Source organism: Tumebacillus flagellatus (assembly GCF_000714935.1).
GTDB classification, from domain to species: domain Bacteria; phylum Bacillota; class Bacilli; order Tumebacillales; family Tumebacillaceae; genus Tumebacillus; species Tumebacillus flagellatus.
Genome location: NZ_JMIR01000001.1, coordinates 225,768 through 240,122, shown reverse-complemented (window position 1 = coordinate 240,122; position 14,355 = coordinate 225,768). Strand labels below are relative to the sequence as shown.

Annotated in this window: 20 protein-coding genes; 17 read left to right on the top strand and 3 right to left on the bottom strand. The window is 58.9% G+C overall.

The genetic code is table 11. From position 1 onward, the window contains the following. Positions 1–115 precede the first annotated feature (115 nt). The 7 genes from ltaE to EL26_RS01155 all read left to right on the top strand — a co-directional run bounded on the left by ltaE (position 116) and on the right by EL26_RS01155 (position 5,562). Complete coding sequence (gene ltaE, locus EL26_RS01185) at positions 116–1,150, top strand: low-specificity L-threonine aldolase (RefSeq protein ID WP_038083758.1); 1,035 nt, start codon at positions 116–118, stop codon at positions 1,148–1,150. Position 1,151: 1 nt separating this feature from the next. Continuing rightward, a complete protein-coding gene (locus EL26_RS01180; RefSeq protein WP_038083496.1) occupies positions 1,152–2,483 on the top strand; it encodes a replication-associated recombination protein A in 1,332 nt (443 codons plus the stop codon). Positions 2,484–2,485: 2 nt separating this feature from the next. Continuing rightward, complete coding sequence (locus tag EL26_RS01175) at positions 2,486–3,193, top strand: YczE/YyaS/YitT family protein (protein ID WP_081856889.1); 708 nt, start codon at positions 2,486–2,488, stop codon at positions 3,191–3,193. Continuing rightward, the gene (gene cymR / locus EL26_RS01170) at positions 3,177–3,584 is read left to right on the top strand and encodes a cysteine metabolism transcriptional regulator CymR (protein WP_038083493.1); all 408 of its coding nucleotides are present in this window, start codon (positions 3,177–3,179) and stop codon (positions 3,582–3,584) included. The genes EL26_RS01175 and cymR overlap by 17 nt, the downstream gene beginning before the upstream one ends. Before the next feature lie 70 nt (positions 3,585–3,654). After that, a complete protein-coding gene (locus EL26_RS01165; protein ID WP_038083490.1) occupies positions 3,655–4,797 on the top strand; it encodes a cysteine desulfurase family protein in 1,143 nt (380 codons plus the stop codon). A 38-nt stretch (positions 4,798–4,835) separates the two neighbouring features. Further along, positions 4,836–5,336 carry a PRC-barrel domain-containing protein gene (locus tag EL26_RS01160; protein WP_038083487.1) on the top strand — a complete coding sequence of 167 codons (501 nt, stop codon included), beginning with the start codon at positions 4,836–4,838 and terminating at the stop codon, positions 5,334–5,336. 34 nt (positions 5,337–5,370) lie between these two features. Beyond that, on the top strand, positions 5,371–5,562 hold the full coding sequence (locus tag EL26_RS01155; RefSeq protein ID WP_038083485.1) for a hypothetical protein: 192 nt from the start codon (positions 5,371–5,373) through the stop codon (positions 5,560–5,562). A gap of 52 nt (positions 5,563–5,614) precedes the next feature. Here the strand turns inward: EL26_RS01155 and EL26_RS01150 are convergent, their stop codons facing one another. After that, complete coding sequence (locus EL26_RS01150) at positions 5,615–5,845, bottom strand: hypothetical protein (RefSeq protein ID WP_038083484.1); 231 nt, start codon at positions 5,843–5,845, stop codon at positions 5,615–5,617. Positions 5,846–5,848: 3 nt separating this feature from the next. Continuing rightward, on the bottom strand, positions 5,849–6,235 hold the full coding sequence (locus tag EL26_RS01145; protein WP_038083482.1) for a DUF1540 domain-containing protein: 387 nt from the start codon (positions 6,233–6,235) through the stop codon (positions 5,849–5,851). Positions 6,236–6,366: 131 nt separating this feature from the next. Here EL26_RS01145 and EL26_RS01140 point away from each other — a divergent pair, with 131 nt between their 5' ends. Both EL26_RS01140 and EL26_RS01135 read left to right on the top strand, forming a co-directional pair. Continuing rightward, positions 6,367–6,903 (top strand): peroxiredoxin, encoded by a 537-nt coding sequence (locus EL26_RS01140; protein ID WP_038083480.1) that lies wholly within the window; start codon positions 6,367–6,369, stop codon positions 6,901–6,903. A gap of 38 nt (positions 6,904–6,941) precedes the next feature. Next, positions 6,942–7,391 carry a redoxin domain-containing protein gene (locus EL26_RS01135; RefSeq protein ID WP_052035840.1) on the top strand — a complete coding sequence of 150 codons (450 nt, stop codon included), beginning with the start codon at positions 6,942–6,944 and terminating at the stop codon, positions 7,389–7,391. A 72-nt stretch (positions 7,392–7,463) separates the two neighbouring features. Here EL26_RS01135 and EL26_RS01130 read toward each other — a convergent pair whose 3' ends face one another. Beyond that, positions 7,464–8,738, bottom strand: a complete 1,275-nt coding sequence (locus EL26_RS01130) for a LysM peptidoglycan-binding domain-containing protein (protein ID WP_038083478.1) — start codon at positions 8,736–8,738, stop codon at positions 7,464–7,466. 142 nt (positions 8,739–8,880) lie between these two features. Here EL26_RS01130 and EL26_RS23250 point away from each other — a divergent pair, with 142 nt between their 5' ends. The 8 genes from EL26_RS23250 to mltG all read left to right on the top strand — a co-directional run bounded on the left by EL26_RS23250 (position 8,881) and on the right by mltG (position 14,334). Continuing rightward, a complete protein-coding gene (locus EL26_RS23250; protein WP_052035839.1) occupies positions 8,881–9,729 on the top strand; it encodes a DUF116 domain-containing protein in 849 nt (282 codons plus the stop codon). 82 nt (positions 9,730–9,811) lie between these two features. Then, positions 9,812–10,681, top strand: coding sequence for a UbiA-like polyprenyltransferase (locus EL26_RS01120; RefSeq protein ID WP_038083476.1), 870 nt, complete (start codon positions 9,812–9,814; stop codon positions 10,679–10,681). 107 nt (positions 10,682–10,788) lie between these two features. Next, complete coding sequence (locus tag EL26_RS01115; protein ID WP_038083474.1) at positions 10,789–11,853, top strand: AI-2E family transporter; 1,065 nt, start codon at positions 10,789–10,791, stop codon at positions 11,851–11,853. Positions 11,854–11,906: 53 nt separating this feature from the next. Then, positions 11,907–12,158: an IreB family regulatory phosphoprotein gene (locus EL26_RS01110; protein ID WP_038083472.1), complete on the top strand. Its 252-nt coding sequence runs from the start codon at positions 11,907–11,909 to the stop codon at positions 12,156–12,158. Further along, positions 12,155–12,577, top strand: a complete 423-nt coding sequence (gene ruvX, locus EL26_RS01105; RefSeq protein WP_038083469.1) for a Holliday junction resolvase RuvX — start codon at positions 12,155–12,157, stop codon at positions 12,575–12,577. The genes EL26_RS01110 and ruvX overlap by 4 nt, the downstream gene beginning before the upstream one ends. Before the next feature lie 17 nt (positions 12,578–12,594). Beyond that, positions 12,595–12,873 (top strand): DUF1292 domain-containing protein, encoded by a 279-nt coding sequence (locus EL26_RS01100; RefSeq protein WP_038083467.1) that lies wholly within the window; start codon positions 12,595–12,597, stop codon positions 12,871–12,873. Positions 12,874–12,953: 80 nt separating this feature from the next. Beyond that, complete coding sequence (locus tag EL26_RS01095; protein WP_038083465.1) at positions 12,954–13,169, top strand: hypothetical protein; 216 nt, start codon at positions 12,954–12,956, stop codon at positions 13,167–13,169. Between the two features lie 97 nt (positions 13,170–13,266). Then, positions 13,267–14,334 carry an endolytic transglycosylase MltG gene (gene mltG, locus EL26_RS01090; protein WP_038083463.1) on the top strand — a complete coding sequence of 356 codons (1,068 nt, stop codon included), beginning with the start codon at positions 13,267–13,269 and terminating at the stop codon, positions 14,332–14,334. The last annotated feature ends 21 nt before the right edge of the window (positions 14,335–14,355 follow it).

Sequence of the window (14,355 nt, the reverse complement as noted above, 5' to 3'; positions counted from 1 at the left end):
AGTATAGAAGCAAAACATGAAGGCGATGAACTTTTTCATCGCCTTTTTGCTTGCATTCGACTATACTTATTCGTAATGACGAGTGAATTTATCGGAAATGAGGAACTCAGCTATGATCATCGACCTGCGAAGCGATACTGTCACCAAACCCTCGGAAGAGATGCGCAAAGCCATGTACAACGCCGAAGTAGGCGACGATGTCTACGGCGAAGATCCGACTGTGCAGAAATTGGAAGACACCGCTGCCCGGATGCTCGGCAAAGAAGCGGGGTTGTTTGTCACCTCCGGCACGATGGGCAACCAGATCGCCGTGCTCACCCAAGCCCGCAGCGGGGAAGAGATCATCCTCGAAGAAACCTCTCACATCTTCCTCTATGAAGGCGCGACCGCCTCGGCGTTCGGCGGCGTGCAGACCCGCACGATCAAGGGCGTGCGCGGCGCGATGAACCCGGAGGACGTGCGCGGCGCGATCCGTCCGTCCGACATCCACCAGCCGGTCACCACGCTGATCTGCTTGGAAAACACCCATAACAAAGCCGGCGGTGCCGTCGTCCCGACGGAGAACATGCGCGCCATCCACGAGATCGCCCGCGAGAACAACATCCGCGTCCACCTCGACGGCGCCCGTTTGTTCAACGCCGTCGTCGCCAGCGGTCAGAAACCGTCCGACTTTGCCCAATACGTGGACACCGTCCAATTCTGCTTTTCCAAGGGCCTCGGCGCCCCGGTCGGCTCGATGCTCGTCGGCGACCGCGCCACCATCGAGCAAGCCCGCGTCTGGCGCAAGCGCTTCGGCGGCGGCCTGCGTCAAGTCGGCGTCTTGGCGGCACCCGCTCTGCTCGCCCTCACTCAAAACGTCGAACGCCTCGCCGAAGACCACGCCAACGCGAAGTTCCTCGCCGAGGGTCTCGCCCAAATTCCGGGCCTTGCCATCGATCCGGCGACGGTGGACACCAACATCGTCATCGTGAACATCGCGGGCCTTGGCGTGAGCGAAACGGTACTGATCGACGAATTAAAAAAATCCGGCATCCTCTGCGGCGGTTTCGGCCCGCAGCTGGTTCGCTTCGTCACTCATTTGAATATCTCGAAAGCGGACATCGTCTCCGCTCTTGAGACGATCCAACGCGTCGTTCGAGGGCTCGCGTAACATGGATTTGTTTGGATTCCAAGCGGAAGCCGAGCAACAGAACAACGCCCCGCTGGCCGCCCGGATGCGCCCGCAGTCGCTGGACGAACTGATCGGGCAAGAGAGCATCGTCGGCCGGGGCAAGCTGCTCCGCCGCGCCATCGAGACCGACTCGCTCACGTCGCTGATTCTGTACGGGCCGCCCGGCACGGGCAAGACCACGATCGCCCGCGTTATCGCCCGCTCCACCAAACGGACGTTTCGCACGCTCAACGCCGTCACGGCCGGTGTGGCCGACATCCGCAAAGTGGTCGACGACGCCAAAGACGCGCTGGCGATGTACCAACAGCGCACCGTCCTGTTCGTCGACGAAATTCACCGCTTCAACAAGTCCCAACAGGACGCGCTCTTGCCGCACGTCGAGGAAGGTTTGATCGTGCTGATCGGCGCGACGACGGAGAATCCTTTCTTCGAAGTCAACGCCGCGCTGCTCTCGCGCTCGCAGATCTTCCAACTGCAAAAACACACCGAACAAGACCTGATCGTCATGGCGAAAAAAGCCCTGTCCCTGCCCGGACGCGGCCTTGGCGATTATAACGTCTCCGCGGACGATGAGGCGCTGCAACATCTGGCGCGCTACGCGGACGGCGACGCCCGCCGCCTCTACAACGCGCTGGAACTGGCGGTGTTGTCCACGCCGCCGGATACGGACGGCGTCATCCATGTCACGCTCGACGTCGCAGCCGAATCGATTCAACGCCGCGTCGTGCGCTATGACAAGAGCTCCGATCAACACTACGACACGACGTCTGCCTTGATCAAGTCGATTCGCGGCTCCGACCCCGACGCCGCCCTCTACTGGCTGGCGAAGATGATCGACGCCGGCGAAGACCCGAAGTTTATCGGACGACGCTTGATCATCTCCGCGTCGGAGGACATCGGCAACGCCGACCCGCGCGCGCTGCAAATCGCGCTCTCCGCGTTTCAAGCGGTGGAGGTGATCGGAATGCCGGAGGGGCGGATCATCCTCGCCCAAGCGGCGACCTACCTCGCCACCGCGCCGAAATCGAACGCGTCGTACATGGGCATCAACCGCGCTCTGCAGATGATTCGCGAGGGCAGTTCCGTCGACGTACCGCCGCACCTCAGAGACGCGCACTACAAGGGAGCGGCGAAGCTCGGTCACGGTCAAGGGTATCTCTACCCGCACGATTTCCCGGGGAATTATGTCGAACAACAGTACTTGCCCGACGAATTGCGAGACACCACGTTCTATCATCCAACCCGTAACGGGTATGAGCAAGTATTAGGAGAGCGCCTGCGACATTGGCGCACAGAGCGGAACGGAGGATAGTCGTGCAAACCGAGGCCCATACTAGGGAACAGCAAGTCTTGAACGCAAGCACCGTCAAAAAAAAGCAAGAACCGTACTGGCAGATGTTTCTGCGCAGACTGATCATAATGAATGTCGGCTTGCTCGTCATGGCAATCGGCATCCGCGCCGTCATCGGGGCGAACATGGGAGCTTCTCCGTGGGACGTGTTGCACATCGGTTTGACGTTGCACACGCCGCTGACGTTTGGAGAGGCCAACCAGCTCGTCGGGTTGCCGATGCTGGCGGTCGCCTGCTGGATGGCGAAAAGCTGGCCGAAGATCGGCACCTTGATCAACATCCTGATGCTGGGACCGTACTGCGACTGGATCAAACCGTTGATCCCCCTTCAGACGCATTGGTACGGGATGGTGCCGCAATTTGCAGTGGGAGTCGTGGTCATGGGTCTTGGCGTGGGCATCTACATCGCGTCGCAATTGGGCGCAGGTCCGCGAGATTGGCTCATGCTGTCGATTCACCAGAAAACGGGGTGGAGCATCCGCTGGGTGCGGACCCTGATCGAAGTCTCGGCGGTCATCGTCGGGATTCTGTTGAGCGGACCGTTCTCGATCGGCACGATCCTGTTCTCCCTGACCATCGGGCATCCGACGGAGTGGGGATTGAAATGGGCAACCCGCGTTTTTCAACCGTATGTACAGAGGAGAGAATGGGAACATGAAATTATCCACTAAAGGACGCTACGGGGTCACGCTGATGATCGACCTGGGCATGTTCTTCGGAGAGGGCCCTGTGTCCTTGAAATCGGTAGCCGAGCGCCAATCGCTCTCGGAACACTATTTGGAGCAATTGATTGCGCCGCTTCGCAACGCCGGTTTGGTGCGCAGCATTCGCGGCGCGTACGGCGGGTATGTGCTCGCCAAAGCGCCGCAAGAGATCACCGTCGGCGACATCATCCGCGTGTTGGAAGGCCCGATCACCATCGTGGACGACCCGGAAGAAGAGTTGGCGGAACTCTGGGAGAAAGTTCGCGACTCGATCAACTCCGTGCTGGACGGCACGACGTTGCAAGACCTGATCGAGAAAAAACGCAACAGCGGCGAAAACTACATGTTCTACATCTAAGAACCAACAACAAGCTGGGTATGTGGTGTGTTCCACATACCTTTTTGTACATAAAAGGAGTGGTCACGACATGAGAATCTACCTCGACAACGCGGCGACCACCGCAGTGGCTCCCGAAGTGCGCGCCGCGATGGAGCCGTTCCTCGGTGAGATTTACGGCAACCCGTCGAGCGTGCATGAAGCGGGACGCGTTGCGAAAGCGGCCGTCGAAGGGGCGCGGGAGCAGGTCGCCAAAGCTCTGCACGCGACGCCGTACGAGCTGGTGTTCACCAGCGGCGGCACGGAAGCGGACAACGCTGCGATCATCGGAGCGGCCCTGTCCCGCCAAGAACAGGGCAAGCACATCGTCACGACGAGCATCGAGCACCATGCGGTGTTGAACACGTGCGAGTTCTTGGAACAATTGGGATTTGAAGTGACCTATGTGAACCCGGAGTCTGACGGCATCGTCACACGGGAAGCGGTGGAAAAAGTCCTGCGTCCCGACACGACGGTGATCTCGATCATGACGGTCAACAACGAAACCGGCGCGATTCAGCCGGTGGAAGCCATCGGGGCGTTGGCGCGGGAGAGAGGCATCGTCATGCACACCGACGCCGTGCAAGCGTTTGGGTTGATGGACTTGGACGTGGAGCAGCTTCACGTGGACTTGCTCTCGGTCTCCGGGCATAAAATCCACGCGCCCAAGGGCATCGGCGCACTCTATGTGCACCACAACTTGAAGTGGACGCCGTTTTTGCACGGCGGCAACCAAGAGCGCAAACGCCGCGGCGGCACTGAGAACCTCCCCGGCATCGCGGGGTTCGGGGAAGCGGTGCGGATCGCTCAAGCACAGCGCGAAACCAAGTTGGCACACATCCGCGAGCTGCGTCAACTCATGCTCGACATCTTCGCGCAAGAGTTGGACGAGGCGCAGTACGCGGTCAACTCCCCCGCGCACAGCTTGCCCTCCATCTTGAACGTCTCGTTCCCCGGCGTGAAAGCGGAGCGGCTGTTGATGAATTTGGACATACAGGGCATCGCCGCGTCCAGCGGGTCGGCTTGCACGGCAGGCGCCTTGCAGCCTTCGCATGTGCTGACGGCGATGGGCCTATCGGAAGACCGCGTGCTCTCGGCGATACGGTTCAGTTTTTCGGGGCACAATACCGTCGATGAAGTGCGCGAAGCCGCACAGAAGACGGCAGACGTGGTCAAGCGCCTGCAGCACCGCTAGGCGGAGAGAGGCGCACAGACAGGGGAGGGACGAACGCGATGAGAAAAGCCAGAGACTTGGTGGGATTGCCGGTGGTGGAGTTGGAATTCGGGGAGAACATCGGCGAAGTTCGCGACGTCCTGTTCACCCCGGAAGGCACCTTTCACAGTTTCCTGATTGAACGCGGCGGGTTGCTCTCAGCTCCCCGCATCCTCGGCCGGACGGCGGTTCATGCCGTCGGCGAGAACGCCGTCATCGCGCCGAGCCGATCCTCGATGGAGGAGTATCGTGACGAAGTAGGCTTGATTCGCAGCCTGATCGAAGGGGATATTCATTTCGTGGGCAAGGACGTTCTCACACAAAGCGGAACGTTGCTGGGATCGGTGGAAGACGTTTACGTAGACGATAATTTGCACAGAATTGTAGGGTACGAGATCTCGGAAGGATTTCTCATGGACCTGAGACAAGGACGGAAAGTGTTGCACGCTTCTCCCGGCATCATGATGGGGGCAGACAACCTGATCGTCCCCGACGACACCGAGCTCACCGAGGCCTTGTGACCCTGCCGCCCAGACGAAGGAGGAAGCCCACGACATGACGCGTTGTCCCCATTGCAACTGCCGCGACATCGGCAAGATCGGTACCCAGCAATTTTACTGCTGGGGGTGTTTCGTCGAATTTTCTGTGACCGGAGAGAGTGTTAAAATGTTCCAAGTCGAAGAGGACGGTTCGCTGATCTCGCTCGACCGTTTGGCCGACGCCGGCGACCTGTCGATCGGAATGTAAAAAACGCCGTTTCCCGCAAGCCCGCGGGGACGGCGTTTTTTTCTGAGGAGCTTTAAGATTGCTTGGCGACGGGGGCACCGCTGCGGCTCACCCAGTTCAGAAAGTCTTCGCCCTTGACGCGCTGGTCGCCGTCGGTCGGCAGGTCGCCGGCGTTCATCAGGTGCTCGACTTTCTCGATGCCAAGCCCGGACAGGCCCGCCAGTTCCAACTTGCCGTAGCGGGTTTCGCGGTCAATTTCCTTCACCGTCAACTCATACCCCAGATGTTTGAAATCGAACTCCACCGCTTACACCCCCTTGCGCAGCTCAAACGTTTTGCAATTCGTGTCTTGGCATTCGTCGGCGCTCACGCCGGTCACTTCGATGGCGTTCGCGGTGCACAGACGGCCTTCTTTCCAATACTCGCACGACGCGACGGTGCAGGAGACCGACGGGTCGAGGTGATGCCCCGGCAGCGTCATCTCCAGCGCCGCGCCCACCCAGTTTGTGTTGTCCATCGACCCGAGGTACGACGTGACCCCGCTTGCTTCGTGAAACGATTTGCACATCGTCTGCTCCACGAGCTCCGACATGCGGGTTTCGTCTTCGTGCATGATGTCGATGTTGCGGGCTCCGCAGAGGTTGCCGGCGACGAAGTGCGTGCACGTGTTCACATAACAAATCACTTTCGGCATCAGATCTCAGCTCCTCTCTCTTCGACTAGTATTCCCAGACGACAGGAAACTTTCACCAAGGAGAAACTTGCGTAATTTGGCAGGGGTGGCTACAATTACAATGTAAGATACATATCTGAGGAGGTAATACCATGTCTCGTCTCGTTGGCAAAAAAGCTCCCGATTTCAACATGCTCACCACCAAAAACCTCGACACCCTCGCTGAGCGTGTCACCCTGGACTCTTACAAAGGCAAGTACCTCGTGCTCTTCTTCTACCCGCTCGACTTCACTTTCGTTTGCCCGACCGAAATCATCGCGCTCTCCGATGCTGCGGCTGAATTCGAACAACTCGGCGCGGAAATCCTCGGCGTTTCCACCGACTCCGTTCATTCCCACAAAGCATGGATCAACACCCCGCGCGACCAAAACGGCCTCGGCCAACTCAACTACCCGCTCGCGGCTGACAACACCCAACAAGTTTCCCGCGACTTCGGCGTCCTGATCGAAGAAGAAGGCATCGCACTGCGCGGCCTGTTCATTATCGACCCGGAAGGCATCGTGCAACACGCAACCATCAACTCCCTGAACGTCGGCCGCAACGTGGACGAAGTTCTGCGCGTTCTGGAAGCGATCCAAACCGGCGGCCTCTGCCCGGCGAACTGGAAAAAGGGCGAATCCACTCTGTAAGTCGAGTTTTCGCCATCTCCCCCTAAGGAGGAACGCTCATGCCGATGCGTTTAGGTACCGAGCGGCCGGAAATTGTCGGCGCGACCGACTGGTTTGCCGAAGACAAACTGCCGGCTGATTTGACGGGCAAAGTCGTGCTGGTTCACTTCTGGGCGGTTTCGTGCCACATCTGTCACGAAACGATGCCGGACTTGATCAAGTACCGCGACCAATACAAGGAACACGGGCTGCAGCTGATCGGGGTACACCAGCCGCGCTACGAAGCGGATTCCGATCTGAACAAGATCCAGGAAGACGTGACGAAGTACGGCATCGACCACCCGCTGGCGGTGGACAACGAGCAGAAAGTCGCAGAAGCGTACCAAAACGAGTACGTTCCGGCGTTTTACTTGTTCGGCAAGGACGGCAAGCTGTTCTTCCGCACCGCCGGCGACAAGGGCTTCGAGAAGCTCCAGCCGAAAATCGAGCAAGCTCTGGGCCTCGCCTAGAAGCCTCGATCACCAAGAAAGGCTCCGTCCTGCACACGCAGGGCGGAGCCTTTCTTGCTTGCGGGGGGACAATCAGCATTCCGTCTCATACTCGCCGCGAATGTATTCCCAGAGTTCGGGCAGGTACGCGCCGGACTCCCAGAGGGCGAGACCTTGCATCTTGAGCGCTTCCACCAACTCCAGTTTGCGGAGCATGCTCCAGAGGTCTTCGTGCCACACAGCCGTTCCCTCCTCTCCGCGCAGGACATACCAAGCCAGTTCACTGCCGCGCACGTGTGAAATCGGCAGACTGTGTTGGTACGCCAAACGCAAGGCTTGATGAGGAGAGAGAGTTTGCAGCACGCGCCGCCGCGTGACGACAGCGGCGGCGGGGCGCAGCGCCAACCAGGTCTTGGCAAACGGCACCTTCCCGTCCACGCGCTCCAACGCCGCTCGAATGTCGTCCACCCCGAGCAGAGGTGCGGGCGCTTTTTGAAAAAAATCCTCTGTGTCGCGGGTTTTTCCTCGCACCGGTTCCAAAAACAGATGATCCAAATGGGCCAGCGCCTCCGTCAGTGGATGCGTTCGGCGCAAGAGCGGGGAGTCGCTCGTCAAGCTCAACCCGACGACCAGTCCCATCGGGCGCAGACGGCGTCCCGCTTCGCCTGCCAGACGCAGATACGCGCGCTCCAGATCCGTGTGCACGTGCGGCCACTGAAACACCACGCCGTCGCCGCCGTGCTGCCGCAGCCGCGTCGCCATCTCCTCGACCATCTGCCCTTGCGCCAACTCGCTGCGCAAGATCGCTTTCGCCACATCTTGCAAAATCGCCGGCGCGCCGTCCAGCGTGCAGACAAACAGCACGCGTCCGCTCGCTGCGACAGGCGGGGGAAACAGCAGATGCCCGGCGGCGTCCACACGCAGTCCGTCGCGCAGGGAGTACGTGAGCGTCGACAGGCCGGGGCTCGGCTCGCGGGCCGCCAGTGACAGGGGTTTTTTACTCGAACCGGCGGGCGCGGCGAGGACGCTCGGATCGGCGGACGAGCGGGAAGCGAGGCGGGGGATCAGCAGGAGATCGCCCTCCAAGACACGACCGTCATACAGTTGGTTGCAACAAGCAAGCCACGTCATCGGAATTTGTACGCGTTCGCTTACACGGCGCAGCGTGTCGCCCGGCTGCGCTTCGATTGTCCAAAAACCGTCCGTGTCCGCAACAGGCAGCTCGGACGGGATGCTCAAGCAAGACCCAGGGAGCAAAACCGAGACCGGCGGGAGGTCGTTGCGTGAGGCGAGCTCCTCCGGGGTCACGTGAAAGCGCGCCGCCACCTCGGAGAGCGTATCGCCCGGCTGGACGATGTAGACATGCATGAGGCTCCCTCCTTCGCTACAGGATATGCGTCCAGACCCGCCGCGGGTGAATCGCGGAATTGGAAAGGGATGTAATATCCGGCATTCGGAACGGGAAGACTACGGGGGATAGGATTGATCCGCAAGTAGGAGGGAACTACACATGTCGAACGTAGAAACGTCTGTTGAAGCTCATCAAGAAGTCTCGATTCCCGCACGCAAACTCGGGGATACGTGGGACGGGTGGGCGGGGGAAGTTGAAGAGAACAACGGCGACCTCGAGACCAGCCCGTGGTACTTCCTGAGCTTCGCAACCGCCGTGTTGCTCACGCTGACGGCGATCATCTGGACGGCGTTGTTCCTGATCGAACCGCGCCTCGCTGAACTTCCGGTCTGGCTTTCCCGCACGATCACGATGAGCGTCTGGGGCGTGTTGGCGGCAGTCAACTTCATGTTTGCGTTGATCGTGGCGACGGTGGCGACCGGTGTGAACTTCGTGCCGTTTATGAAAGGACGTCACATCGCGCTGTCGACGATCATCCCGTACTCCGTCAAGTTCGGCAAGCTTTTCGGTCTCTCCAAAGACCGCATCTCCAACTCCATCTTGCAAGTCGGCAACCGCTTGACCGTCGCCAACCAAGGCTCGATCGAGCGCGACGAACTGCTGATCTTGCTGCCGCGCTGCCTCGACAAGCAGACCCGCGACGACATCAAGCTGATGACCAGCAAGTACGACGTCGACTTCCATATCTGCGCCGGCGGCCAGATGGCGCGCCAACTGCTCACTGAGAAAAAACCCAAGGGTGTCATCGCCGTCGCGTGCGAGCGCGACTTGATGGCGGGCGTCCAAGACGTCAAAGCGGCGGTGCCGGTGATCGCAATCGCCAACAAGCGCCCGGAAGGCCCCTGCCGCAACACCAACATCAACATGACGGAGATGGAAAACGCCATCCGCATGTACCTTGGCAAAGAGTTGCTTCCGGTGGATCGCGAATTGGTGGAACAAAACTAATTCTTGCCACCGGGTTGACAAACCCCTGCGAACATCGCTGTAATAGAGAAGTGCGCAATTGTGATCGTTTGGGGGTTTTTTTATGTCCAAAATTCGTCTGTTCATGAAGCTGATCATGTTTGAACATACGATCTTTGCTTTGCCGTACGCCTACATCGGAATGGTGATGGCGTCGTACTACGTCACGCACTCGTGGCCCGGCTGGGGCAAAGTGTTCTGGGTGACGCTGGCGATGGTCGGCGCGCGCAGCGCCGCGATGGGTTTGAACCGCGTCATCGACGCGGCGATTGACGCCAAGAACCCGCGCACCGCCAACCGCGAAATTCCGCGCGGAGCGGTTAAGCTCACCGAAGCGTGGGTGTTCATTCTCTTGTCGTTCGTCCTGCTGGGCGTCTCGGCGTGGATGCTCAACCCGCTGTGCTTGAAATTGATGCCGATCGCCGTGTTCTTCCTCGTGCTCTACCCGTACTGCAAGCGATTCACGTGGGCGTGCCACCTCGTGCTCGGCATCGCCGACGCGCTGGCACCGTTGGGCGGCTGGATTGCCGTCACGGGCCGTTTCGACGCTCCGGCGCTGCTGCTCGGCGCTGCGGTCGCCGTGTGGATCGCCGCGTTTGACATCATCTATGCGTGCCAAGACGTCGAATTTGACCGCGCCAACAAGATCCACTCGATCCCGGCGCGCTTTGGCATTCGCAACGGGCTGTGGATTTCCCGCATCATGCACATCGCGACCATCGTGCTGTTCGCGCTGGTGCCGTTGTACGTGAACTTGGGAAGTTTGTATTGGATCGGCGTCGGGGCGGTCGCGGGGCTTTTGTACTTCGAGCACCGGATCATCTCGCCGCAAGACATGAGCAAAATTCACATCGCGTTTTTCAAAGTGAACTCGTACGTCGCGTCGGTGGCGTTTGTGTTTACGCTCGGCGACATCGCGATCAAACTGTGGTAACACCAAAAAGCCCTGCCAACAGCGGGGCTTTTTGCTATTTCCGGGGCATACTAACTTCACTTCGGCATCACTTCGGCGGTACTTCGGAAGGAGGGAGCCCTGACGACATGTTCGATCTCAAGCGCGGACGCACGCTCTATCTGGCGCTGGTCACTCTGGTTGTTCTCGCCTGTGTCTGGTTGCTGTGGGAGATGCGCGAGGTCTTGAAACTGATCGGGGCGATCATCGGCAGCGTGTTGGCGCCGTTTCTCATCTCGGTGGTCATCGCGTATCTGCTCAACCCTCTCGTGCACCTCTTGCAGCGCCGGGGCATGCCGCGCGGGATGAGCATCTTGGTGATCTACATCGTGTTTTTCCTGTTCGCCACCGCCGCGCTGATCAACATGATCCCCCTGTTCATCGACCAACTGCGCGAACTCGGCGAGAAATTGCCGGCGTTGATCAAACAGGTGGAGGGATGGATGAACGACTTCCATGAGAACAAGCGGTATTTGCCGTTGGCGGTGCGCAACGCCGTCGACTCGAACTTAGGCGCTTTGGAGGTCAAAACCACAACCTACATCTCGCACATCCTCACACGAGCGGGCGTGGCGGTCGAAGGGATGGCGGGGGCGTTTGTGGTGCCGTTCCTCGTGTTCTACATGCTCAAAGACGTCAAAGGCATCGAGCGCACGGTGATTGCGTTTTTTCCAAAAGACAATCGCCAAGAGATCATCCGCTTGCTGCGCAACATCGACGAGGCGCTTGGCAACTACATCCGCGGGCAGTTGCTGGTGGCGTTTCTCGTCGGGGTGTTGGCGTACATCGGGCTTCTGATCGTGCGGATGCCGTACGGGTTCTTGCTGGCGTTGATCGTCGCCGTCACGAACATCATCCCGTATGTCGGGCCGTTCATCGGGGCCGCGCCCGCCGTCTTGCTCGGATTTACCGTTTCGCCTATGATGGCGGTGAAAGTGCTGGTCGTCAATCTGGTCATCCAGCAGCTCGAAGGCAACGTGATTTCGCCGCTCTTGATCGGGAGAAGCTTGAAGTTGCACCCGATGCTGATCATCTTTGCGCTTTTGTTTGGCGGCGAGATGTTCGGGATGATGGGGTTGATCCTCTGCATCCCGGTCGTCGCGGTCGGCAAAGTGATCTTGCAGCATCTGGTCTTGCACTACATGAAACGGTAAAGTATAATTACTCCTGATTGGGTAACGGTAAAACTTGCCATGTGAGGTGTACGATGGCCAACGATCGCACGATCCACTGGGGATCGCGTCATGAAGAAAACGAAGCGTCCCGTGCGCTACGGCTGGCGGCAGACGCGATGCGGCAGAAGGGCTACAACCCGATCTCCCAGCTTTCCGGCTACCTGATGACCGGCGACCCGGCTTACATTACCAACCACAACTCCGCGCGCAATGTGCTCAAGAGCCTCGAACGCGAGGAACTCTTACAGGAACTGGTGCGCTTTTATCTGAGGGATCAACCATGAATACACACCGCGTGATGGGCATCGACTACGGCGATGTGCGCATCGGAATTGCCGTTTCCGACCTGATGGGCTGGACGGCGCAAGGCTTGGAAACCATTCACCGCAAGGGCATTGAGCACGACCTCGGCCGCATCGGGGAACTGATTGCGCAGTACGATGTGGATAAGATCGTGCTCGGCTTCCCCAAGAACATGAACAACACCATCGGTCCGCGCGGCGAACTCAGTCAACAGTTTGCCGAGACGTTGAAGGAGAAGTTCGGTTTGCCGGTCCTTCTTTGGGACGAGCGGTTATCGACGATGGCGGCGGAGCGTATGCTTGTATCAGCAGATGTAAGTCGCAAGAAGCGCAAGCAGGTCGTCGATAAGATGGCCGCCGCGATCATCTTGCAGAATTACTTGGATTCCCAACAAAAATAGCGAAAGCAGGTGCCACCATGAGCGAAGTGGAAACCAACCAAATCATCACCCTGACCGACGAAGAAGGCCAGGAGCACGAATTCGAAGTTCTCGAAGTTCTCGAACTCGAAGCGAAAACCTACACGATCCTCCAACCGCTCGAAGGCGCAGAGGAAGAAGCGATCATCCTCCGACTGGAGAAGGACGCGGAAGGCAACGACACCCTCGTCGGCATCGAAGACGACGAAGAGTGGGAGAAAGTCGCGGAAGCCTACGACACCCTCCTGTTTGAAGACGGCAATACGGACGCGGAGTAATTCCGCGTATGAACTGACAGGCATTCCCTCGGGGGATGCCTGTTTTTCTTGGGCACGCTGTAGAGGAGGAGGTGGGGAAGATGACACAAAACCCGAACCGGGAAGTCAAACTCCCGGACGCGTACCATCCGAACCAAGTCGATCTCCACATGGACGAAGTTCGCGAGAAAGCCCTGCAGCAACTCGGCCTCACCAACGCGGAGAACTTGACCACCCGCGACGCCGCGCAAGTCGGCCAACTGATGGCGGAAGAATTGGAATCTCTGCAAGCCAACGTCAACCAACAATCCGAGTAGCAGGGAGAAAAGCCCATGTCTGCCAGACGTGGGCTTTTCCCTTTTTGTCGAATCTCGTATAATAGTGTGGAATGACTTTGGAGGTGTATCTTCACCCATGAAAAAAAATCACTCCCACATGCCGGGGCAGAAACCGCGTGGGCAAAAGTGGTGGCTCTTCTTCGCACTGTGCATTCTCGTGCTCGGCGGAGGGCTTTACTATGCGCAAAACCAACTTCAACCGCCCGCCGGAGACGGACAGGCGGTGGAGATCAACATCCCGGAGGGCGCCAACGCCGCGACTGTCGGTCAGCAGCTCGAAGACCTCCACATGATCAAAAACGGCACGTTCTTCAAGTGGTACCTCTCCTACCAAGGGACGAGCTCAAACTTGAAAGTCGGCAAGTACTATCTCAAACAGGGCATGTCGATGGAAGAGATCGCCCGCGTGCTCGTCGAGGGCGACGCCAAGTACAACACCTCGAAATTCACGATTCCCGAGGGCTACACCCTGGAGCAGATCGCCGACGAACTTCTTCAGGACAAGTTGATTTCGGACAAGCAGGCGTTCTTGAACGAAGCGGACCACGGGAACTTCGATTATGATTTCGTCAAAGCGATCCCCGCCGACGCCGGCATCCACCACCGTTTGGAAGGCTACTTGTTCCCCGACACGTACGAGGTCTACCAAGACGCCACGCCGCATCAGATCATCGACACGATGCTGAAGCAAACGGACGCCTTGCTGACGCCGGAGTGGAAAGACCAGATGCAAAAGCTCGGCTTGACCACGCACAGCGCGCTGACGATCGCGTCGCTCGTGGAGCGGGAAGCCAAAGTCGACTCGGAGCGCGCGATCATCTCCGGCGTCATCCGCAACCGCTTGACGGCGGACCCGCCGATGAAGCTGCAAATCGACGCTACCGTCCAGTATGCGCTCGGCAAGACCAAGGAAAACCTGCTCTATAAGGATTTGGAAGTCGACAGCCCGTACAACACGTACCTGCACGAAGGCCTCCCGCCGGGGCCGATCGCCGCGCCGGGCAAAAAATCCATTCAAGCGGCGATCTTCCCCGCCGTGCACGACTTCTACTTCTACGTGACCAAGAACGACGGCAGCGGCGAACACTACTTCGCGCACAGCTACGAAGAACACCAGAGAAACATCGCGAAAAGCGGGCAATAATAAAGTCGAAGAGGAGGGATC

Coding starts and splice junctions, on each gene's coding strand:
- EL26_RS01130 (WP_038083478.1), bottom strand. CDS start 8,738: ATGCATGTCTACATCGTCCAGCCGGGCGATACGCTCTCCGAGGTGGCG.
- EL26_RS01145 (WP_038083482.1), bottom strand. CDS start 6,235: ATGCCGAAAGTGATTTGTTATGTGAACACGTGCACGCACTTCGTCGCC.
- EL26_RS23250 (WP_052035839.1), top strand. CDS start 8,881: ATGTCGAACGTAGAAACGTCTGTTGAAGCTCATCAAGAAGTCTCGATT.
- EL26_RS01160 (WP_038083487.1), top strand. CDS start 4,836: ATGAGAAAAGCCAGAGACTTGGTGGGATTGCCGGTGGTGGAGTTGGAA.
- EL26_RS01110 (WP_038083472.1), top strand. CDS start 11,907: ATGGCCAACGATCGCACGATCCACTGGGGATCGCGTCATGAAGAAAAC.
- EL26_RS01100 (WP_038083467.1), top strand. CDS start 12,595: ATGAGCGAAGTGGAAACCAACCAAATCATCACCCTGACCGACGAAGAA.
- EL26_RS01135 (WP_052035840.1), top strand. CDS start 6,942: ATGCCGATGCGTTTAGGTACCGAGCGGCCGGAAATTGTCGGCGCGACC.
- mltG (WP_038083463.1), top strand. CDS start 13,267: ATGAAAAAAAATCACTCCCACATGCCGGGGCAGAAACCGCGTGGGCAA.
- EL26_RS01165 (WP_038083490.1), top strand. CDS start 3,655: ATGAGAATCTACCTCGACAACGCGGCGACCACCGCAGTGGCTCCCGAA.
- ruvX (WP_038083469.1), top strand. CDS start 12,155: ATGAATACACACCGCGTGATGGGCATCGACTACGGCGATGTGCGCATC.
- EL26_RS01115 (WP_038083474.1), top strand. CDS start 10,789: ATGTTCGATCTCAAGCGCGGACGCACGCTCTATCTGGCGCTGGTCACT.
- EL26_RS01155 (WP_038083485.1), top strand. CDS start 5,371: ATGACGCGTTGTCCCCATTGCAACTGCCGCGACATCGGCAAGATCGGT.
- cymR (WP_038083493.1), top strand. CDS start 3,177: ATGAAATTATCCACTAAAGGACGCTACGGGGTCACGCTGATGATCGAC.
- EL26_RS01140 (WP_038083480.1), top strand. CDS start 6,367: ATGTCTCGTCTCGTTGGCAAAAAAGCTCCCGATTTCAACATGCTCACC.
- EL26_RS01180 (WP_038083496.1), top strand. CDS start 1,152: ATGGATTTGTTTGGATTCCAAGCGGAAGCCGAGCAACAGAACAACGCC.
- EL26_RS01120 (WP_038083476.1), top strand. CDS start 9,812: ATGTCCAAAATTCGTCTGTTCATGAAGCTGATCATGTTTGAACATACG.
- EL26_RS01095 (WP_038083465.1), top strand. CDS start 12,954: ATGACACAAAACCCGAACCGGGAAGTCAAACTCCCGGACGCGTACCAT.